Origin of the sequence: Tritonibacter mobilis F1926 (assembly GCF_000376545.2) — a bacterium.
Classification (GTDB): Bacteria; Pseudomonadota; Alphaproteobacteria; order Rhodobacterales; family Rhodobacteraceae; genus Epibacterium; species Epibacterium mobile.
On record NZ_CP015230.1, the window covers coordinates 708,737 to 729,727 of the forward strand.

The following is a 20,991-nucleotide window of genomic DNA, read 5'->3' on the forward strand; positions in this document are numbered from 1 at the left end:
GGGTTTGAGAGGAATTGCCGAGTAGGGTGGAGATAAAACCGGATCTTTGTGGTTGAATCTGCGGTCCGGATAGATTGGGGAGACCACCATGCCAAAGATTTCAGCCTTGTGTCGGGCGTTGACCTACGGGGCTGCGCTGACAGTCGGTTTGACGGTTGCGGCGCTGGCTGCACCCGTAATGCTCACCCCGGCCAACCCGCAGCCATCAGGGCTGAAACCGGGGTTGTCTGTGCGCTATGCTTATCCTTCTGATGTGAAGAGCCTTGCTGCCGCGCGCAATGCGCTCAAATACAAGGTTGAACAAGGGGCGCCGCTCAAGGGGTTGGATTACCGCGACACCGAGCTGGGGCAGAATGTGCTGACCGCCAAACGTGCCGAGCGGGTGGTGGCCGATATTCGCGGTTACGTGCGCTTTGATGCGCCGGGTATCTACACGATCGATTTTTTGACCAATGACGGCCTGCATGCGGTGGTCGGCGGTCAGGTGGTGGGCGAGTTTGATGGCCGCCAACCCTGCGAGGAGACCTTTGCGGTTGAGGTCGAGGTGCCAGAGGCCGGGTGGTATCCGCTCAAGGCGCTGTGGTTCCAGCGCACCAATACCGCCTGTTTGCACATGCGGGCGGGGCCTGCGGGCAAACGTCCCAAATGGATGCCGAACGCGGCCTTTGGGCAATGATGCGCTTTTGTTGATTTAGGCTCATACGCGGCATGATTGAAATCGTTTCGGCAGAATCTTGCGACGCGGCTAAAATATCTACGGTGCTGGAAGGGTTGCGCAAGGTTGGCAAGCGTCGCAAGCCCGGCGATGCGATCTTTGCGCAGACACACTATATCGCGCATCCTGATCGGCTCAGTTGTTTGATTGCGATGGATGTGCGCGGCGACGTGCTCGGTTTCCAGTCGCTAAAGATTGCCGTTGACGGAAATGCTTATGGTACCCCGGTGGGATGGGGGATTATCGGCACGCATGTCCTGCCCCAAGCCTCGGGTCGGGGGATCGGACGGGCGCTTTTCGTCGAGACGAAGAAAGCGGCGTTGAAAATGTGCCTCCCCGCGATCGAAGCCCTGATCGGTGCTGATAACGCACAAGGTTTGGGCTATTACAGTGCCATGGGATTTGTCGACTATCGCGAGACGCCCACGGCGGTGGGCAAGAAGCTGGTTCTCACCACCTGAGGTCATGCGTTGTGACCACGCGTTGTGATCACGAGGCGTCTGCCCGTCAGACCGGCAGCGGGCGTCCTTCGGCAATGGCTTCCATGGCGAAATAGGAGGTCACGCTGTCCAGTTCGACGCCCGCGATCAGGCGTTGATAGACCTTGTCATAACTCGCCATGTCGCGGGTCACGACCTTGAGCTGGTAGTCGTAATCGCCGCCGATGCGGTGAAAATCCACCACTTCCGGGATCGTCAGCACATGGCGGCGAAACTGCGCCAGCCACTCGGCCGAGTGATGCCGGGTGCGCAGCATCACAAAGACCACCAGACCGAGATCGAGCTGGCTGCGATCCACTTCGGCGCGGGTGCCGCGCAATATGCCCTTGTCCTGCAAGGCCTTGAGCCGCCGCCAACAGGCGTTTTGCGACAGGCCGACTCGTTCGGCGAGGTCGCGTTGAGACAGGCTGCCATCCCGTTGCAAGGCTCGCAAAAGGTCGCGGTCAATTTGATCGATGTTTTTCGACATGTGTGGATCATATGATATGAATATTGGGCTGTCACCTGTGTAAATATGTGAAAATGACCAACCACTGGTGGTCTATCATTGCTCAAATGGCAATGAGGGCGCGACAATGATCCTTGAACAGTTCAAAACGGCGATCAAAGACACAGCGGAGGCGGGGGGGCTGGCTCAGTCGCTGATCGGCGAGGGGGTGATGATCCCCGGTCTCAACGGCGATGTGCCACTGGTCTATGCGGATTACGTGGCCTCGGGGCGTGCGATGCGCCCGGTCGAAACGTTCATTTCCGAAAAACTGCTGCCGTTTTATGCCAATTCCCACACCGAGGCCTCCTATTGCGGCCAGTATGTCACCCGCCTGCGCCGCGACGCCCGGGCTGAGATTGCGCGGCTGACGGGGGCGGGGGACGACTGCGAGGTGATCTTTGCAGGCTCCGGTGCCACGGCGGGTTTGAACCGGTTGGTGAAGCTTTTGGGGATTGAGGAGGCCACGCGCCCGGTGGTGTATATCGGCCCCTATGAGCATCACTCCAACATCCTGCCGTGGCGCGAGAGCCGCGCCGAGGTGGTGGAAATTCCCGAAGGTACCGAGGGCGGGGTCGATCTGATGGCGCTTGAGGCGGCCTTGGTTGCGCATGCGGATGCGGATCTGAAAATCGGCAGTTTCTCGGCGGCCTCAAATGTAACGGGGATTATCACCGACCCCGATCCGGTGACCCGGCTGTTGCGCGCGCACGGCGCGCTTGCGGTTTGGGACTATGCCGGTGGCGGGCCCTATCTGCCCATCGACATGGGCGCACATGGGGCGGAGCCAAAGGACGCCGTGGTGGTCTCGCCGCATAAGTTTCCAGGCGGGCCGGGGGCCTCGGGCGTGCTGGTGCTGCGCCGGGATGCGGTACGCGCGTGCAATCCTTCGTGGCCGGGTGGCGGCACGGTGAGTTTTGTGTCGCCGTGGTCGCATCGCTATGCGGACAGTCTGGCTGCGCGCGAGGAGGCAGGCACCCCGAATGTGGTGGGCGACATCCGCGCGGCGCTGGCGTTCTTGGTCAAAGAGGCCGTAGGGCAGGACCACATTGAGGCGCGCGAAGCCCGCTATGCGGCCAAGGCGCGCGCGGCCTGGGCGGATGTGCCGGGGCTGACGCTTCTGGGGCATGAAAGCGCGCATCGGCTGCCGATCTTTTCCTTCACCGTGGCAGGGGCATCCGGCGCGCCGGTGCATCAGCAGTTGTTTACGCGCATGTTGAGCGATGTCTACGGCATTCAGGCGCGCGGCGGTTGTGCCTGCGCGGGGCCTTATGCGCATCGTTTGCTGGAGATCGACCAGCCACAGTCCGAGGCCTTGCTCGGCGATCTTCTGGCCGGGCGGGAGTTGCAAAAACCCGGTTGGGTGCGGCTCAACTTCTCCTATCTGATGGAGGAGGCGACCGTGGACTATGTGATCGAGAGTGTTGCAAAGCTGGTGGCAGAGGCTGAAGAAATCGCTGCCGCCTATGATGCCGATCCCAGCACCGCACGCTTCCAGCCGCGTGCGGCCTGATCCCTCAGTATAATCTATGAATAGACGTTGTGATTGAGGTGTTTCGCCTCGGGCTTTGCCCGAGGCGACCCGCGCCGCGTGCCCTTTGGGCACGCGGCGCGGACCGGCCCAACGGGAGGATGTGCCCTGCGGCGGTGGACCTGCCAGATCCGGGGCAGGCGCAAAAACGGGGTCATGTGTGGCGCGACCTCGGCCAAAGGGCACGGACGACGGGCGGGAGCCTCCCCGCGCGACGTGGCGGGCGTGCTCTGGCAGCGACAGGCTGCCCCATAGGTGTGTTGATGAAGCAATGAGCAAGTTGCGGCTTTTCCCATCGCGCCGAGGGCGCTATGACGAACAGGTTCGCGAAGGAGCTCAACGATATGACCCAAATCACACCGCAACCCGGTATCATGGACATCGCCCTCTATCAGGGTGGCGCAGCCCATGTGGACGGGGTGAGCAATGTGACCAAGCTCTCCTCCAATGAGAACCCGCTGGGCCCAAGCCCCAAGGCGGTGGAGGCGATGGCGCAGGCTGTCACCAGCATGCATCGGTATCCGAGCTCCGACCATACCGCCCTGCGCACCGCGATTGCCGAAACCCACGGGCTGGATGCCGAGCGCATCATTTGCGGGGCGGGCAGCGATGAGATCATCGCTTTTCTCTGTCAGTGCTATGCCGGGCCGGGGGATGAGGTGCTTTATACCGAGCACGGGTTTGCCATGTACCGCATTTCCGCCCTTGCCGCCGGGGCCACCCCGGTCGAAGTGAAGGAGCGCGAGCGCGTCACCGATGTGGATGCGCTGCTGGCAGGCTGCACGCCGCAGACCAAGCTGGTGTTCATCGCAAACCCCAACAATCCCACCGGCACCATGATTTCCGAGGCCGAGGTGGCGCGCCTTGCCGATGGTATCCCGGAGGATGCGATCCTCGTTCTGGATGGGGCCTATGCTGAGTATGTCGAGGGCTTTGACGCCGGGGCATCCCTCATTGAGGCGCGCGAAAACGTGGTGATGACCCGCACGTTCTCCAAGATCTACGGACTAGGGGGCGCGCGTGTGGGCTGGGGCTATGGACCAAAGCCAATCATCGATGTGCTCAATCGCGTGCGCGGGCCGTTCAATGTCTCGGTGACAGCGCTTGCCGGGGCCGAGGCCGCGGTGCGGGACCGTGCGTATGTCGAAACCTGCCGCGTCGAGAACGCCAAATGGCGCGGCTGGCTGGCGGATCAACTGGCCGGGCTGGGCGTGCCGTCGGACACATCCTGTACCAACTTCATTCTGGCGCGCTTTGCCTCCCAAGCCGAGGCGGAAGCCTGTGACGACTTCCTGAAACAACGCGGCCTGATCGTGCGCCGGGTGGCGGGGTATAACCTGCCCACCGCCTTGCGGATCACTGTCGGAGACGAGACCGCATGCCGCGCGGTTGCAAGCGCGGTTCAGGACTTCAAGGCCGGGGCGGCACAATGAGCGAGACTGCAGCCAAACCCGTCTACAACCGCGTGGCACTGATCGGTCTTGGGCTGATTGCATCCTCGATGTTCTGGGCCATCAAACGCGCGGGGCTTGCGGGGGAAGTCACCGGCTATGCCCGCAGCCCGGAAACCCGCGACACCGCGCGCCGGATTGGTCTGTGTGATCGGGTCTGCGACACCGCACGTGCGGCGGTTGAGGGCGCAGATCTCGTGGTGCTCTGCGTGCCGGTTGGGGCGATGGGCGCGGTTGCGGCCGAGATTGCACCGGCGTTGATGCCCGGCGCGACGGTCTCCGATGTGGGATCGGTCAAGCGCCATGTGATCGAGGATGTGGCGCCGCATATTCCGGATGGCGTGCATTTTGTGCCCTCACACCCGCTCGCGGGGACCGAGCATTCCGGTCCCGAGTCGGGTTTTGCCGAGCTGTTTGACAACCGTTGGTGCCTGTTGGTGCCGGTGGAGGGCAGCGCGCCGGAGGCGGTTGCGCGGCTGCGCGCCCTCTGGGAAGGGATGGGCGCGCATGTGGATGAGATGGACGCCGACCACCATGATCTGGTGCTGGCGGTGACTAGTCACACGCCGCATTTGATCGCCTATACCATGGTGGGTGTGGCAGATGATCTGCGCCGCGTGACCGATAGCGAAGTGATCAAATATTCTGCTGCGGGGTTTCGCGACTTCACCCGGATCGCGGCCTCGGACCCGACCATGTGGCGCGATGTGTTCCTGACCAACAAGGACGCCACGCTAGAAATTCTGGGCCGGTTCACCGAGGAGCTCTTTGCCCTGCAACGGGCGATCCGCACCGGGGATGGCGCGCATCTGCACGACTATTTCACCCGCACCCGTGCCATCCGGCGGGGCATTATCGAGGCCGGTCAGGACACTGCCGCGCCGGACTTTGGTCGCGGGCCGAAAAAATGAGGGCGCGCGGGGTGGTCCGGCGGGTTGGCGTTGCCATGGTGCTGATCCATGCTGGCTGCGGGCTGGGTGCTGCCGCGCCTGAAACCACCCCGCGCCCGCCGCTGGAACGCGGGGCGGAGTTGGCGCTGACGGAGGTCACTGAGGTCTCTGCTGTGGCGTCGACCGTGCCCGTGCCACAGATGCGCCCACACATCCGGCCAGTGTCAGCACAGATCATCGCCGCCGCCGCCCGTCCGGTGGATCTGGCTCCGGTGGCACCGGGTGAAACCCTGCGCCCGATGATGCGCACGCCGGAGTTCGAGCAGCAGGTGCTCTTTGGGCGTGCCAAACGGCGGCGCGGCTCTGTTTGCGGCGATATCGACATTCAGGGCGAAGAGGCGGGGGATATTCCCGGTAAGCTCCGTGGGTGCGGTGCGCGTGATGCGGTGCGGGTGCGGTCGGTGTCGGGGGTGACGCTGAGCAGGCCTGCGCTGATGACTTGCGAGACGGCAAAGGCGCTGAATAAATGGGTGTCGCGCGACGTGGAGACGGCGTTTGGTCGCTCTAACCGAGTGGTGCAGCTCAGGGTGGCAGCCGGGTACAGCTGCCGGACGCGCAACAACCGTCCGGGGGCGAAAATCTCTGAACATGGGCGGGGTCGGGCAATTGATATTTCCGGCTTTACGCTTGAGAGCGGGACCACAGTAAGCGTGTTGAAGGGCTGGCGTGATCGCTCGACGCGCAAAGCTCTGCAACGCATGTGGAAAGCAGCCTGCGGGCCGTTTCGCACCGTGTTGGGACCAGATGCGGATATTTATCACCGCGATCACTTCCACCTTGATGTGGCCCGCCATCGCAGCGGGCGTTACTGCCGTTAAGCGTCGCATTCGTGTTCCGGTGGCTCTCCCGCCCCCGCAGGGGCGCGACCGCGCAAGGCATACCCATATCAGCACGGTCTGCGCGTGGGCCAAAGTCGCATATCATTTCACAGTTGCGCGCGCCCCTTAGCGGGGTTGAGCCGGGCAGCCAGTCCCGTACCGGGACTGGCTGCGGCGCCGGGCCGAATGGCCCGGCGCTATGCCCAACGCGGGACGATGTGCCCTGCAAGGGCGCAGCGGCAAGGGGCGGGAGGACCACCGGCGCGGGGCGCTAACGCAGGATCAGGCGCGGTGCGGGACCAAGCGGGATTGGGCCGATGGTGATATAGCCGCTGCGAAAGCCCAGCGTGATATCCAGATCCTCCGGGTTGCCACTGGCCCGCGCCAGCACCGCGATCACCCGGCTGGCCTGTTCGCGTGCGGTGGCGGACATCAGCCCGGTGTCTTCTGCCATTTCCAGAAACTCCGCCCAGGCCTCAACCTGCAAGGCCAGTTCTCCGGTGGGAATGCCTGCGGCATCCACCTCCAGCGTGCCTGCGCTTTTGATGCGCATATCCCCCCACTTTGCCTCCAGCAGGTCGATGTCGATCATGCGGGGTTGCGGGCGGCGTTGCTCCAGTGCGTTGCGATCCCATACGGTATCGAAGGTTACATCCGCCACCAGAGTGAGTGTCTCAAAGGTTTGTGGCAACTCAGGCGCGGCACGCAGCAGGCGGCGCAGGTCCGTGCCGGGGCGAAACGCATGTGCTTCTGCAGTGATCTGATAGTTTTCAGCCGGATCGCTCTGGACCACGCGCAGGTTCAGATCGCCAGCGCTGAGGACGCTGTTTTGCCCGTCGCCAATGCTCCACGCGCCTGAGGTCAGCCCCAACTCCTCCAGCTCTAGCGCTAAGCCGGGTGCAAGAAACAGATCCGCCTGCAACCCTTCGGTCGTAATCACCGCCGTTTGATCATAATAGGACAGGCGCTGATCGCCGTCAGAAAAGCGCAGGCTTTGACGTCCGGGCCAGATTGCAGGGCTTTGCAACTCCAGCCAATCGGTGCGCCAGGCCGCCCCGGTGCCGGGATCGGCCAGTGTGGGTCTGTCGATGCGGGTCACATGTCGCCATGGAAAACCGCCCAGCGTACCAGCGGGGGCAATGTCGCCCACCTCCACCTGCCAGCCGCGCGTCGCCTGCATTTGAAACCAGCCCTGCACGCTCTGGCGCAGACCCCAGGCGGCCACGGCCCAGTAGAGCCCCCAGATCACACAGAGCCCCAGAAGGATCTTCAGACCGCGTTTCATGCCGCACTGCCCCTTTTGTTTACGCCCGTTTTGCTGTTTACAGGCGCTCGCAATAAAGGACCAGTAACATGACGATGTGGGTATTTGGATACGGCTCTCTTCTGTGGAACCCGGAGTTCCCGATCGCGCAAAGCGAAGTGGCAACGCTGCATGGCTTTGCCCGCTCGTTCTGCATGCGCTCGATCCACCACCGCGGCAGCGAAGAGACCCCCGGACTGGTGCTGGCGCTGGATGCGCAAGAAGATGCCCATTGCAAGGGGCTGGCCCTGCGGGTCGAACCCGGCCATGAGGAGGCAACGCTGGCTGCGCTGCGCGAACGCGAGTTGATTTCCTCGGCCTATGTGGAGCGCTTTCTCGATGTGGAACTGGCCAGCGGTGAGGTGGTGAATGCGGTGGTCTATGTGATCGATCCGCATCACGTCCAATATTGCCATCTGGAGCTGGAAGAGCAGGCGCGGATCATTGCCCATGCGGTGGGCGGACGGGGACCGAACAGCGAATATCTGTTCAATACCGCAGGGCATCTGGATGAAATCGGCCTGAGCGATCCTGACCTCAGCTGGCTCACAGAGCGGGTCCGGCAGATTTTATCATAAATCCTTGGCGACCATGGGACTTTCAGTCTAGGCTGCAGGCGCAGAACCAAGACAAAGCCTATCGGGAGCCGTAAGGAAATGGCGCATCACGAACGCGAAGGCCGGCCACAATTTTCACAGCCGGTGCGCCAGGTTGTCATGATGCTGATTGCATTGGGACTGGCAGGCGCGGGGGCCTTTATGGCGCTGCCGCGGGTGATGCCGGTCTTTGAGGCGAACCCCTATCTCAACGGGTTTATCGCCTTTGTGTTTGTGATCGGGGTGTTGGCGACCTTCTGGCAGGTGGTGCAGCTGATCAATTCGGTGCGCTGGATCGAACGCTTTGCCGCCGGGATCACCACTGATGATGATCGTGCCCCCTCGATGCTGGCGCCCTTGGCGGCGCTGCTGCGCTCTCGGGGCGCGCGGATGCAACTTGGGTCTGCCTCGACACGCTCCATTCTGGATTCCGTGGCAGAACGCATTGACGAGGAGCGCGAGATCACGCGTTATATCGTCAACCTTTTGATTTTCCTTGGCCTTCTTGGCACGTTTTACGGGTTGGCGACCACGGTTCCGGCAGTGGTCGACACCATCCGCAGCCTTGCACCGCAAGATGGCGAAGAGGGGGTTGCGATATTCAACCGGCTGATGACCGGCCTTGAAGCGCAGCTCGGGGGCATGGGCGTGGCCTTTGCCTCCTCGCTTCTTGGCCTTGCGGGCTCATTGATTGTGGGCTTGCTGGAGCTGTTTGCAGGCCATGGTCAGAACCGGTTTTACCGCGAACTCGAAGAATGGCTGTCGTCTTTCACCCGTGTCAGTTTTTCCTCGGGCGAGGAGGGCGGTACTGGCGACAGCAACCTTGTGGCTGGTGTGCTCGATACGATGGCAGAGCAGATGGATGCGCTGCAGGCGATGTTTGTTCAAACCGCAGAGGGGCGCGCGGAAGTTGAGGGCAAGCTCTCGCGTCTGATCGACACCATCGAAGAGATGAACCGCCGTCAGGATGATGTGGCGTCGATTTCCGGCGCATTGGAGCGCGTGGCCGTGGGCCAAGAGACCATTGCCGAGCTGATGCGCGCGCATGGGGATGTGGGCATTGATGCCGAAAGCCGCATGCGGTTGCGCTCGATTGACGTGCAGATGCTGCGCATTCTGGAAGAAATCTCCGCCGGGCGGCAAGAGAGCCTTGCGGAGTTGCGCAAGGATATCGACCTTTTGGTCAAAGCCTTCGCAGGCCCGCGTGGCATGGACCGTGCAGCGCGAATGGCGGCGCGGAAAGAGAGCTGATCCATGGCCCTGAAGCGCCGTACCGGTCAACGTTTCCAAGGGGCCATCTGGCCCGGCTTTGTGGATGCGATGACCGGGCTTTTGCTGGTTTTGACGTTTGTGCTGACCATTTTTATGGTGGTGCAATTTGTCCTGCGCGAGACCATCTCCGGTCAGGAAACCGAACTGGATGAGCTCTCGACCGAGGTGCGGGCATTGGCGCAGGCGCTTGGCGTCAAAGAGCGCGAGGCCAGCCAGTTGCAGGCCCGTTTGGGGGCGCTTGGGGCGACACTGAATTCGGCCCGTTCCGATCTGGACGCAGCGCAGGATCAGATCACGGCCCAACAAGCCCGCATCAGCGCGCTGACGCAGGAACGGGATGCGGCGACCTCGGACCTTGCGGCGGCGCGCACGCAGATTTCCGATTTTGAGGCACAGGTGGCCGCATTGATTGCCGGGCGCGACAGTGCCGAGGCGCAGATCGCCGATCTCACGGCAGAGCGCGACGCGCTGGATGCGGCACGCGGTGAACTCTTGTCAGAACAAGAGGCGCTGAACCTCGCATTGGCGCAATTGCGTGATGAGGTCGACGCAGAGGCCGAGGCCGCACGTTTGGCGGCGGCGCGCACCGAAGCTCTGCAAGCGCTGGTCGCGGATCTGCGCAAGGAGGGCGAGGCACAATCCGCCCGCGTGGCAGAACTGGAAGAGACACTCTCTGAAGAAGAGGCCAATCGCCTGACTGAGGCTGCGGCGGCTGAGGCCTTGCGCGCGCGGCTGGAGAATGCCGATGCTGAACTTACGGCGATGACGCTGTCGCTGGAGGCCGAGCGCCAGAAAGCCGAAGATACGCTGACATTGCTGGCCGCTGCCGAAAGCGCCCGAAATAAGCTGAATTCCGAACTGGAAGAGGCGCTCTCGGCCATTGAACAGGCCAAGGCGCAGGCAAATGACCGCGATGAGCTGGCAGAGCGCCTGACCCGGGTGCTGGCCCAGATGGAAGTCACCGAGAGCACCGCATCGGCGCGCGTTTCGGCCCTAGAGGCAGAGCTGGACCGGGTGCGGACCGAGAGCGCCGCGACCCGCGCCCGACTCACCGGCGAGTTGGAGACCGCACGTCAACAGGCCGCAGATACCCGTGGGCAGCTTGAGGCTGAACTGACCCGACAGCGGGCGGCCACGGTTGAAACCGAGAGCCAGTATCAGGCCCAGTTGCGCGATGTGCAGAGTGCTTTTGATAAGGAACGCCGCCTTTTGGAGGATCGCCTTGCCAGCCTGCAAGCGGAGGCGGAAACCACGCGGCGCGACCTGCAGGATCAGCTTGCGACTCTGCGTGGTCAGGCCCAGGAAACCCGCAGCGGTCTGGAGACCCGTCTTGCGCGCGCCGAGGCAGATCTGGCTGCAGCACGCGCGGCGGCAAGCTCCACCGCAGAGGAGCGGGCATCTGTCGAGCAACGTTTGTTGGTCGCGCTGGAGGCGCTGGAGCGGGCGCAGGCGGCAGCCACGGATCAGGAAGTTTTGCAAAGCCGCCTTCTGGCCGCCCTCGCGGAGAAGGATGATTTTGCGCAAAACCTCACCGAGCAGAAAACCCTTGCGGAACAACGCGCTGACCTGCTGGCACAGGCGCGCAGTGCTTTGGCCGAGGAAAAGCAGGTCTCGGAAGAGGCACGCCGCGAGACGGCGCTTTTGAATCAGCAGGTGGCGGCATTGCGCGAACAGCTTGGCGGTTTGCAGGCGCTGTTGGATGATTTCAAGGAACGCGACGCTGCGCAGGGCATCCAGTTGCAAAGCCTCGGTCAGGATCTGAACACTGCGCTGGCACGCGCAGCCGCCGAAGAGCGCCGCCGCCGAATACTGGAAGAGCAGGAACGCAAGCGGCTGGAGGCGGAGCGGGAGCGGCTCGCCAATGAAGCCAAGGATCTGGAACAGTACCGTTCGGAGTTTTTTGGCCAGTTGCGCAGCCTTCTGGGCGATCAGGAAGGGGTGCGGATTGAAGGCGACCGGTTTGTCTTTGCCTCTGAGGTGTTGTTTGCACTGGGAAGCGCCGAACTCTCTGAGGCGGGAAAGATCGAGATCGCCAAAGTCGCGCGCATCTTGCAAAACGTGGCCGCCGCAATTCCCGATGACATCAACTGGATCATTCGCGTCGATGGGCACACGGACAATCAGCGTTTCTCGGGCACTGGCAAATACGCCGATAACTGGGAACTCAGTCAGGGCAGGGCGCTGTCGGTGGTGCGCTACATGATGGATGAGCTGGGCATACCCCCCGGACGGCTGGCCGCAAATGGATTTGGCGAATTTCAGCCGGTCAACCCGGCCGATACCCCCGAAGCGCGGGCGCAAAACCGCCGAATCGAATTGAAGCTTACGGAACGCTGACAGCGCGTGGCGCGTATTTGGTAAAGCTACAATTAAATAAGGCTCCGGCGGTGTTTCAACCGCCAGAGCCTGCGTTCTAAAATAGGACTTTTGAAAACAGGACGGCACCACCACTCACGGCTTATTGGATTCGTCCGGGTTCTTTTTATCATAGTTTGCCCGTTTTTCCAATAAATTATCACCCATGAGAGTTTTTTGTGCTATACTCTTCAGTACAAATTCGATTTACCGCCGCCATGTCTGTGAGCATCGTTTCAGGAGGGGCATTTTTGGACAGATTACGCGCCATATTCGAACTGCGTGACATGTTGCGTCAAATGGAGCGCGACATCGGTCTGGAGGATTTAAGCCCAGCCGAAAAAGACGTCTTTCAAGCGGCTCACCGTCTGACGGATGCGCCGGGGCAGTTGGTCTTGTCCGATCAGATCCGTCAGCACCCGCTGACCAGCGGCATCGCACAGGCCACATTTCACCGCGCGTTGCGGTCACTGCTGGAACTTGGCTTTCTGGAGCGACCTGAGGGCGCGCGGGCCAAACATTACATGGTGCGTAAGGACCTGCTGCACGACTAAATCCCGCACCAGTTTCTGACAATTTATTGCATAACGTCACGTTGAGACCGGTTTCCAGTAGGTCTGGCGCGAGATGAATTGCCTTGTCGCTCTTTCGCGTCTAAAGCTTGCGTATGAGAGCAGCTGATGGTTTTTCACCCGGCGTGGGTGGCTTTGTGATGATCGCTCTGACGTATATCATATGTCATGGCATCACGATCTGGGCGATTGCCCCTGCGCAGCGTTTCTTTCTCGATGATGTTTCTGTCCTCGCCAGTTTGGCGTATCTGCCGCATGGGGTCCGGGTTCTCAGCATTTGGCTGGTCGGTTGGCGGGCGCTGCTGCCGCTGGTTGTCGGAGCGATACTTGCCAATCTGATTTTCACCAGCGCGGATATCCTCGACCTGATGCACGATAAGATGTGGCTCTCGCTCGCGATGAGTGTGTTGTCGGCCTATTTCGCTTTTGAGCTGCTGCGTGCCTCTGGCATATCTGCCTATGCGGGGGGCGGGCGCAGGGTCAATTGGCGCAAGCTATTGTTGGCCGGGCTGTTGGCGTCGGTGTTCAATTCCATCAGTCAGACTTTGATTTTCTCAGGGATACTCGCACCGAGTGGTAAGCTGACGGAGCTTGCTTCTTTTGCAATCGGTGACCTGCTGGGTCAGGTCGTGTTGATGTTTGGCCTGATGATGATTTTCCGCGCCCTGCGCAGCCCCACGGCCAGCGCCTGATCTTCGGGCTGAGTGCCTTGATAAGGGTGAGGATTGGGTTCTGCGAACATCAGAACCGCCATCCGCAGGCCGTTAATTGCATGCGACAGGGTTTAAGGTTCTGGACCCAGACACACCAAAACGCCCGCCTCAGTTGTCCGAGGCGGGCGTTTTGAATTTGCATCAGGCGCTTGCGCCTTTGGCTCGTTGCTTATTCCGCGGTGAGCAGGGGCGGCTTGTTGCCGCTAAGGCGCGGCTTGCCGGGGCCTTCGATGCGCAGGTCGAGCTTGCCATCCTTGATGCCGACCTGAACCACACCCCCTTTGGAAAGCTTGCCGAACAGCAACTCCTCCGCCAGCGGTTTCTTGATGTGTTCCTGGATCACGCGGCCAAGGGGGCGGGCGCCCATTTTGTCGTCATAGCCTTTGTCGGCGAGCCATTCGGCGGCCTTGCGGGTCAGTTCGATGGAGACATTGCGGTCCATCAATTGAGCCTCAAGCTGCAGGACGAATTTCTCGACCACTTGCAGGATGACCTCCTTGGGCAGCGGGCCAAAGGAAATGGTGGCATCCAGACGGTTGCGGAATTCAGGGCTGAAGGTGCGCTCGATGGCGGCGGTGTCTTCACCCTCGCGACGGTCACGCCCAAAGCCGATGGCAGATTTCGCCAATTCCGACGCGCCCGCGTTCGAGGTCATGATCAATACCACGTTGCGGAAGTTGACCGTGCGACCGTTGTGGTCGGTGAGCTGGCCGTTGTCCATCACCTGCAACAGGATGTTGAACACATCCGGATGCGCCTTCTCGATCTCGTCGAGCAGCAGCACACAATGGGGATGCTGGTCGACACCGTCGGTCAGCAGGCCGCCCTGATCGAAACCCACATAGCCCGGAGGCGCACCGATCAGGCGAGAGACCGCGTGTTTCTCCATGTATTCCGACATGTCAAAGCGCAGCAGCTCCACGCCCAGCGTGTCGGCGAGCTGTTTGGCCACCTCGGTTTTGCCGACGCCGGTGGGGCCTGCAAAGAGGTAATTGCCGATGGGTTTTTCCGGCTCGCGCAGGCCCGCACGGGCCAGTTTGATCGCCGAGGACAGCGCATCAATGGCAGCATCCTGACCAAAGACCACGCGTTTCAGCGAGGCTTCTAGGTCCTTCAGCACCTCGGCATCGTCCTTGGAGACGTTTTTCGGCGGGATACGGGCGATCTTGGCCACCACGGCCTCGATCTCCTTGACGCCGATGGTCTTGCGCCGCTTGCTCTCGACGACCAGATGCTGCGCGGCCCCGGCCTCATCGATCACGTCGATGGCCTTGTCGGGGAGCTTGCGGTCATTGATGTAACGCGCCGAGAGTTCGACCGCGGATTTGATCGCATCCGAGGTGAACTTGATCGAGTGATGTTCCTCGAAATAGGGTTTCAGCCCTTTGAGAATCTCGATGGAATCCTCGACCGAAGGCTCGCTGACGTCGATTTTCTGGAACCGGCGCGACAGCGCGCGGTCCTTCTCGAAATGCTGACGGAACTCCTTATAGGTGGTGGAACCCATGGTGCGCAGCTTGCCGCCCTGCAAGGCAGGTTTCAGCAGGTTGGAGGCATCCATCGCGCCGCCAGAGGTGGCGCCCGCACCGATCACCGTGTGGATCTCGTCAATGAACAGCACCGCGTCGGGGTGTTCTTCCAGTTCGGTGACCACCGCTTTGAGGCGTTCCTCGAAATCACCGCGATAGCGGGTGCCCGCCAAAAGCGCGCCCATGTCGAGCGAGTAAATGGTGGTTTCCGACAGCACCTCAGGCACTTCGCTTTGTACAACCTTGCGGGCCAGACCCTCGGCGATGGCGGTTTTACCGACACCGGGATCGCCGACCAGCAGCGGGTTGTTCTTGCGGCGGCGGCACAGCACCTGAATGCAGCGCTCCACCTCGCTGTCGCGACCGATAAGGGGGTCAATATCGCCCTCACGGGATTTGGCGTTGAGATCGACACAGTATTTCGACAGCGCCGATTCTTTCTGTTCGCCTTCCGGGCCTCCGACGGTGGGGCCACCACCGATTTCATCCTCGGCGTCCGTCGCGCCGGTCACGGGGCGGTTTTCGCCGTAAGCAGGGTCTTTGGCCACGCCATGGGCGATGAAATTCACCGCATCATAGCGCGTCATATCCTGATCCTGCAGGAAGAAGGCGGCATCGCTTTCACGTTCGGCAAAGATCGCAACCAGCACATTGGCGCCGGTGACCTCAGTGCGACCAGAGGACTGTACGTGGATGGCAGCGCGCTGGATCACGCGCTGGAATGCAGCGGTTGGCACCGCTTCAGAGCCGTCGATATCGGTGACAAGGTTCGCAAGATCCTCGTCCACGAATTCAAGTAAGGTTGATCGCAACTCATCAAGGTTCACGCTGCAGGCCTGCATGACGCGGGCCGCGTCTGGCTCCTCGATCAGGGCCAGCAGCAGGTGCTCCAGGGTTGCGAATTCATGACGCCGTTCATTCGCCAGCGCCAGCGCCGCGTGAATGGCTTGTTCCAATGTGCTCGAGAATGAAGGCACGGGCGTGCTCCTCTGTCTTGGGTCATGGGGATCGGTCGCCACCGGGCGGGCCGGTCCTGTCCCATAACCATGTCCTCATACTGTTAGAGTTTGGTTGATAGAACGTAAGCTTCAAGGGCTTTTTGCGTGATTGTGGTCACAATTCCCGACATTGTGCTCACATATCTTGCGCGAAATTGATGGGGAGGCCGGAAAACGACATCAAAATCTGTCTTTCGCAGCCCTGATATGGGCAAAGACCTCCGCATCTTCAACCTCCTCCAATCCCAGAGATTTCTTTAGATCCGCATCCCCTGCGCGCAAAAACGGATTGGTGGTTTTTTCCAGCTCCAGCCGTGCGGGAACGGTGGGAAGGTCACTTTTACGCGCCTGAGAAATTTCACGGGCTCTTTTTTGCAGCGCGGCATTATCGGGGTCGATGCTGAGCGCAAAGCGGGCGTTACTTTCTGTGTATTCATGGCCCGAAAAGACCAAAGTGTCGTCGGGCAGGGCGGCGAGGGTGGTCATGGTTTGCCACATCATGGCGGGCGTGCCCTCAAAGAGGCGGCCGCATCCCATCACCATCAGGCTGTCGGCACTAAACAGGGCAGGGCCTTCGGGGTAATAAAAGGCGACATGGCCAAGGGTATGGCCGGGCACCGCGATCACCTGACAACGTCCCGCGCCGGTGCCGCCCTCAAAGCCGGGTTCCAGCTCCATATCAAGGGGCGCGCCCTGCGCCGCGATTTTATCGGCCTCGGCCTTGGGGCCCATCACGGGGCAGCCATACTTGTCGCGCAACGCGTTGATCGCGCCCACATGGTCATGGTGGTGATGGGTGATCATGATGACGCCAAGGCTCCAGCCACGTGCCTCAAGCGCGGCAATGATCGGTGCGGCCTCGGGGGCGTCGATCACCGCGACCCCGTCGGGGCCGTTGACCAGATAGGCGTAGTTGTCCGCAAGACACGGTACTGTGACGATTTCGAGGCCATTTGCCACGGTGGTGGGGAAAGAGGTCTGATCGGGCATGGTCATTCGCTTTCACATTGCTAGACTGCCCCCAGAGTGACCGAAGCAATGGGCGTCTGCAATGCATCTGGATGTGCAGGATCTGAGGAATTTCTACTACCGCAGCACCTTGGGGCGCGCGGCGCAGGCCTCGATCCGGGGGCAATTGTTGCGGATGTGGCCCGATGCCACTGGCGAGACGATTGCGGGATTTGGCTTTGCGGCCCCCTTGTTGCGGCCCTACCTGAGTGAGGCGCGCCGGGTCATGGCCTTGATGCCGGGGCCACAGGGGGTGATGCAATGGCCGGCAGGGCAGCCCAATGTGTCGGTGTTGTGCGAGGAGACTTCATGGCCGGTGGAGACGGGGCGCGTGGACCGGCTGGTTCTGTTGCACGGTCTTGAAACCTCGGAACAGCCCTCGGCCCTGCTGGATGAATGCTGGCGGGTGATGGCGCCGCGGGGCAGGGCGATTTTTATCGTGCCCAATCGTGGCGGGCTTTGGGTGCGCTCGGATGCGACGCCGTTTGGCTATGGTCGGCCCTATACGCTGACACAGCTGGAAAACCAGCTGCGTGGGCATCAGTTCACCATCGAGCAGCACGCGGCCGCCCTCTATCGCCTGCCCAGCCCGCGCCGCTTCTGGTTAAAGTCGGGCGCGATGATCGAGCGGGTGGGGCGCAGGCTTCCGGCGATGATGGCGGCGGGTGTGTTTCTGGTGGAGGTTTCCAAGCAGACCCATCCGCAAAAAGGCCATATGATCCGCACGCGCCGCACCAATCCGATCCGGGTGCTGGAAGGGCTGTCCAACCCGATTGCGGAGCCAGCATAAAGCACAAGTTTGGGATGCAAGTGCATGGCTGTTTGATGGGCACGATTGCCGGGTGATCGTTGTCGACGCTTCATGGGCGAGATTCGACATTGTGTACGCTTGTGTACCGAAATGACGCAATTTGCGCCTCTGGAATCGCATCCCCGCAGCTGGGGGGCGTAATTTTTTTACCATTAGAGCTGCGTCAAACCACCGTAGTTTTGTTAAGTCATTGAAAAGGCGTGGAATCGGATTTCACGGCTTCGGACAGAGGGAGTTGCTAGGTCGCAAAGGCTCTGCTACATCCACGCTGATTTCGATGCCCGGCCAAAAATCGGGCGACCTCACGCCCCCGGATGCTACCTGCCAGGACGCATATAAACCGGGGCCAAAATAATATCGGAAGGGTGGACGTGTCCGAACCAGCTTCGATTTCCGCAGGCATTGCCGACCGCTATGCCACAGCGATCTTTGATATCGCTGCCGAGAGCAATGCTCTCGATAAACTCGAGACAGGAATCAACGATCTGGCAGCCGCTTTGGCTGACAGCGAAGACCTGCGCACTCTCATCACTTCACCGCTGGTGTCGCGTGACGAACAAGCAGCCGCCATCTCTGCCGTGGCAGACAAGATGGGGCTTGTTGAAGTTCTGCGCAACTCCCTCGCGCTGATGGCGGCCAAACGCCGCCTGTTTGTGGTTCCAGCCCTGATCGACGCCCTGCGTGCTCGCATTGCCGAAGCCCGCGGCGAGGTCACGGCCGACGTTGTTTCCGCTAAGGCACTGACCAAGACCCAGAGCGATAAACTGGCCAAAACCCTCGCAGAGCGCGTGGGCAAAAAGGTCACCATCAATGCCACCGTCGATGCAAGCATCATCGGCGGTCTCGTCGTTAAAGTGGGCTCGAAGATGATCGACAGCTCGATCCGCTCCAAGCTCAACTCCCTACAGAATGCAATGAAAGAGGTCGGATAAATGGGTATCCAAGCAGCGGAAATTTCCGCGATCCTTAAAGACCAGATCAAGAATTTTGGTCAAGAAGCCGAAGTGGCCGAGATCGGCCGCGTTCTCTCCGTCGGTGACGGTATCGCCCGTGTCTACGGCCTCGACAACGTCCAGGCGGGCGAAATGGTCGAGTTCCCCGGCGGCATCATGGGCATGGCGCTGAACCTCGAATCCGACAACGTCGGTGTGGTTATCTTCGGCTCCGACCGCGACATTAAAGAAGGCGACACCGTCAAGCGCACTAACTCCATCGTGGACGTGCCTGCTGGTCCCGAGCTTCTGGGTCGCGTTGTCGATGGCCTTGGCAACCCGCTGGACGGCAAAGGTCCGATCGAAGCCAAAGAGCGCAAAGTTGCAGACGTGAAAGCGCCGGGCATCATCCCGCGTAAATCCGTGCACGAGCCGATGGCAACCGGCCTTAAATCCGTGGACGCGATGATCCCCGTTGGCCGTGGCCAGCGTGAACTGATCATTGGTGACCGTCAGACCGGTAAAACCGCGATTGCTCTGGACACCATCCTGAACCAGAAATCCTACAACGAAGCGGCAGGCGACGACGAGAGCAAGAAACTCTACTGCGTCTATGTTGCGATCGGTCAGAAGCGCTCCACCGTGGCGCAGCTGGTGAAGAAACTGGAAGAGTCCGGCGCGATGGCATACTCCATCGTTGTGGCCGCGACCGCGTCCGACCCGGCGCCGATGCAGTTCCTCGCACCCTATGCAGCAACCGCGATGGCCGAATACTTCCGCGACAGCGGCAAGCACGCGCTCATCATCTATGATGACCTCTCCAAGCAGGCCGTTGCTTACCGTCAGATGTCCCTGCTGCTGCGCCGCCCGCCGGGCCGTGAAGCTTATCCGGGTGACGTTTTCTACCTCCACTCCCGTCTGCTGGAGCGTTCGGCAAAGCTGAACGAGGACTTCGGTGCAGGCTCGCTGACCGCGCTGCCGATCATCGAAACCCAAGGCGGCGACGTGTCCGCGTTTATTCCGACCAACGTGATCTCCATCACCGACGGTCAGATCTTCCTTGAGACCGAACTGTTCTACCAGGGCATCCGCCCCGCCGTGAACACCGGTCTGTCGGTTTCGCGTGTGGGCTCCTCGGCACAGACCGATGCGATGTCCTCCGTTGCGGGCCCTGTGAAACTGTCCCTCGCTCAGTACCGCGAGATGGCAGCCTTTGCTCAGTTCGGTTCCGACCTCGACGCCGCAACCCAGCAGCTGCTGGCCCGTGGCGCGCGCCTCACCGAGCTGATGAAACAGCCGCAGTACTCGCCGCTGACCAACTCTGAAATCGTCTGCATCATCTTCGCGGGCACCAACGGCTACCTCGACAAAGTCGACGTCAAGGAAGTGGGTCGTTTCGAAGCCGAGCTTCTGACCTTCCTGCGCTCCAAGAAGGCCGACTTCCTGCAGTGGATCACCGACGAGGATCCCAAGTTCAAGAAGGGTGAACCGGTCGAGAAGATGAAGGCTGTTCTGGACGAATTCGCAGCAGACTTCGCGTAAGGAGAGAGACAGCACATGCCTTCTCTCAAGGACCTAAAAAACCGGATCTCGAGTGTGAAAAACACTCGTAAGATCACCAAAGCCATGCAGATGGTCGCGGCGGCGAAACTTCGCCGCGCCCAAGAAGCGGCTGAGGATGCACGCCCCTATGCCGAGCGGTTCAATGCCGTGATGGCGGGGCTGGCAGCTTCTGTCGGTCAAAGCGATACCGCGCCTAAGCTCCTTGCGGGTACGGGTTCGGATCAGGTTCAGCTCTTGGTGGTCATGACCGCCGAGCGCGGCCTGTGCGGTGGCTTTAACGCCAATATCGCGAAACTGGCGCGTCAGAAGGTCCTCGACCTTCAGGCGGCTGGCAAGACCGTGAAGATCCTCACCGTGGGCAAGAAGGGCCGTGATGTCCTGAAGCGTGATTTCAAAGACCTCTTCGTTGGTCACGTGGACCTGACCGAAGTCAAGCGTGTAGGCTATGTCGACGCGCAGGGCATCGCCAAGGACATCCTTGCACGCTTTGATGCGGGCGAGTTCGACGTTGCTACGATCTTCTACTCGAAGTTCCAGAACGTCGTGACCCAGATCCCGACTGCTCAGCAGATCATCCCGGCGGAATTCGATGCCGAGGGCGCCGAGGCGACCTCCGGTGTGGTGGATTACGAGCCCAGCGAAGAGGCGATCCTTGCGGATCTTCTGCCGCGCGGCGTCGCCACCCAGATCTTCGCGGGTCTGCTGGAGAACGGGGCGTCCGAACAGGGTGCCCGGATGAGCGCGATGGACAACGCTACGCGGAACGCGGGCGAAATGATCGACAAGCTGACCATCGAGTACAACCGCTCGCGTCAGGCCGTCATCACCAACGAGCTTATTGAAATCATTTCGGGCGCCGAGGCGCTCTAAGAGACAACCGGAGACGA

General features: G+C 61.1%; 19 protein-coding genes. 15 read left to right on the forward strand and 4 right to left on the reverse strand.

All coding sequences use genetic code 11. The annotated features are described in order from the left end of the window. Window positions 1-88 precede the first annotated feature (88 nt). Window positions 89-676, forward strand: coding sequence for a PA14 domain-containing protein (locus K529_RS03355; protein WP_005641095.1), 588 nt, complete (start codon window positions 89-91; stop codon window positions 674-676). Between the two features lie 32 nt (window positions 677-708). Beyond that, on the forward strand, window positions 709-1,176 hold the full coding sequence (locus K529_RS03360; protein ID WP_005641093.1) for a GNAT family N-acetyltransferase: 468 nt from the start codon (window positions 709-711) through the stop codon (window positions 1,174-1,176). A 46-nt stretch (window positions 1,177-1,222) separates the two neighbouring features. Here K529_RS03360 and K529_RS03365 read toward each other — a convergent pair whose 3' ends face one another. Then, window positions 1,223-1,684 carry an Lrp/AsnC family transcriptional regulator gene (locus K529_RS03365; protein WP_005641088.1) on the reverse strand — a complete coding sequence of 154 codons (462 nt, stop codon included), beginning with the start codon at window positions 1,682-1,684 and terminating at the stop codon, window positions 1,223-1,225. Window positions 1,685-1,790: 106 nt separating this feature from the next. Between K529_RS03365 and K529_RS03370 the strand changes: the two genes are divergently transcribed. The 4 genes from K529_RS03370 (at window position 1,791) to K529_RS03385 (ending at window position 6,452) form a co-directional block, all read left to right on the forward strand. Then, complete coding sequence (locus K529_RS03370) at window positions 1,791-3,215, forward strand: aminotransferase class V-fold PLP-dependent enzyme (RefSeq protein ID WP_046002432.1); 1,425 nt, start codon at window positions 1,791-1,793, stop codon at window positions 3,213-3,215. A gap of 362 nt (window positions 3,216-3,577) precedes the next feature. Beyond that, the gene (gene hisC, locus K529_RS03375; protein ID WP_046002433.1) at window positions 3,578-4,666 is read left to right on the forward strand and encodes a histidinol-phosphate transaminase; all 1,089 of its coding nucleotides are present in this window, start codon (window positions 3,578-3,580) and stop codon (window positions 4,664-4,666) included. Next, the gene (locus K529_RS03380) at window positions 4,663-5,595 is read left to right on the forward strand and encodes a prephenate/arogenate dehydrogenase family protein (RefSeq protein WP_046002434.1); all 933 of its coding nucleotides are present in this window, start codon (window positions 4,663-4,665) and stop codon (window positions 5,593-5,595) included. The genes hisC and K529_RS03380 overlap by 4 nt, the downstream gene beginning before the upstream one ends. Before the next feature lie 35 nt (window positions 5,596-5,630). Continuing rightward, window positions 5,631-6,452 (forward strand): extensin-like domain-containing protein, encoded by an 822-nt coding sequence (locus K529_RS03385; RefSeq protein ID WP_080929604.1) that lies wholly within the window; start codon window positions 5,631-5,633, stop codon window positions 6,450-6,452. Window positions 6,453-6,723: 271 nt separating this feature from the next. Here the strand turns inward: K529_RS03385 and K529_RS03390 are convergent, their stop codons facing one another. Next, window positions 6,724-7,737, reverse strand: a complete 1,014-nt coding sequence (locus tag K529_RS03390) for a DUF2125 domain-containing protein (RefSeq protein WP_005658576.1) — start codon at window positions 7,735-7,737, stop codon at window positions 6,724-6,726. A 68-nt stretch (window positions 7,738-7,805) separates the two neighbouring features. On the opposite strand from K529_RS03390, the gene K529_RS03395 reads away from it, so the two are divergent. The 5 genes from K529_RS03395 to K529_RS03415 all read left to right on the forward strand — a co-directional run bounded on the left by K529_RS03395 (window position 7,806) and on the right by K529_RS03415 (window position 13,242). Then, window positions 7,806-8,333, forward strand: a complete 528-nt coding sequence (locus K529_RS03395) for a gamma-glutamylcyclotransferase (RefSeq protein WP_005658573.1) — start codon at window positions 7,806-7,808, stop codon at window positions 8,331-8,333. A gap of 78 nt (window positions 8,334-8,411) precedes the next feature. After that, complete coding sequence (locus K529_RS03400) at window positions 8,412-9,602, forward strand: hypothetical protein (protein ID WP_005658570.1); 1,191 nt, start codon at window positions 8,412-8,414, stop codon at window positions 9,600-9,602. Window positions 9,603-9,605: 3 nt separating this feature from the next. Further along, window positions 9,606-11,960: a peptidoglycan -binding protein gene (locus K529_RS03405; RefSeq protein ID WP_046002436.1), complete on the forward strand. Its 2,355-nt coding sequence runs from the start codon at window positions 9,606-9,608 to the stop codon at window positions 11,958-11,960. Between the two features lie 269 nt (window positions 11,961-12,229). Then, on the forward strand, window positions 12,230-12,532 hold the full coding sequence (locus K529_RS03410) for a hypothetical protein (RefSeq protein WP_009176671.1): 303 nt from the start codon (window positions 12,230-12,232) through the stop codon (window positions 12,530-12,532). Between the two features lie 113 nt (window positions 12,533-12,645). Then, complete coding sequence (locus K529_RS03415) at window positions 12,646-13,242, forward strand: hypothetical protein (RefSeq protein WP_005663114.1); 597 nt, start codon at window positions 12,646-12,648, stop codon at window positions 13,240-13,242. Window positions 13,243-13,432: 190 nt separating this feature from the next. On the opposite strand, the gene clpA is transcribed toward K529_RS03415, so the two are convergent. Next, complete coding sequence (clpA, locus tag K529_RS03420; protein WP_046002438.1) at window positions 13,433-15,769, reverse strand: ATP-dependent Clp protease ATP-binding subunit ClpA; 2,337 nt, start codon at window positions 15,767-15,769, stop codon at window positions 13,433-13,435. Between the two features lie 201 nt (window positions 15,770-15,970). Next, a complete protein-coding gene (gene gloB / locus K529_RS03425; protein WP_005651661.1) occupies window positions 15,971-16,786 on the reverse strand; it encodes a hydroxyacylglutathione hydrolase in 816 nt (271 codons plus the stop codon). A 55-nt stretch (window positions 16,787-16,841) separates the two neighbouring features. Between gloB and K529_RS03430 the strand changes: the two genes are divergently transcribed. From K529_RS03430 to K529_RS03445, 4 genes are all read left to right on the forward strand, one after another. Then, window positions 16,842-17,588, forward strand: a complete 747-nt coding sequence (locus K529_RS03430; RefSeq protein WP_046002439.1) for a methyltransferase domain-containing protein — start codon at window positions 16,842-16,844, stop codon at window positions 17,586-17,588. 392 nt (window positions 17,589-17,980) lie between these two features. After that, window positions 17,981-18,541, forward strand: a complete 561-nt coding sequence (locus tag K529_RS03435) for a F0F1 ATP synthase subunit delta (protein ID WP_005620602.1) — start codon at window positions 17,981-17,983, stop codon at window positions 18,539-18,541. After that, window positions 18,542-20,083: a F0F1 ATP synthase subunit alpha gene (atpA, locus tag K529_RS03440; protein ID WP_046002440.1), complete on the forward strand. Its 1,542-nt coding sequence runs from the start codon at window positions 18,542-18,544 to the stop codon at window positions 20,081-20,083. Between the two features lie 15 nt (window positions 20,084-20,098). Then, window positions 20,099-20,974, forward strand: coding sequence for a F0F1 ATP synthase subunit gamma (locus tag K529_RS03445; RefSeq protein ID WP_005620555.1), 876 nt, complete (start codon window positions 20,099-20,101; stop codon window positions 20,972-20,974). Window positions 20,975-20,991 lie beyond the last annotated feature (17 nt).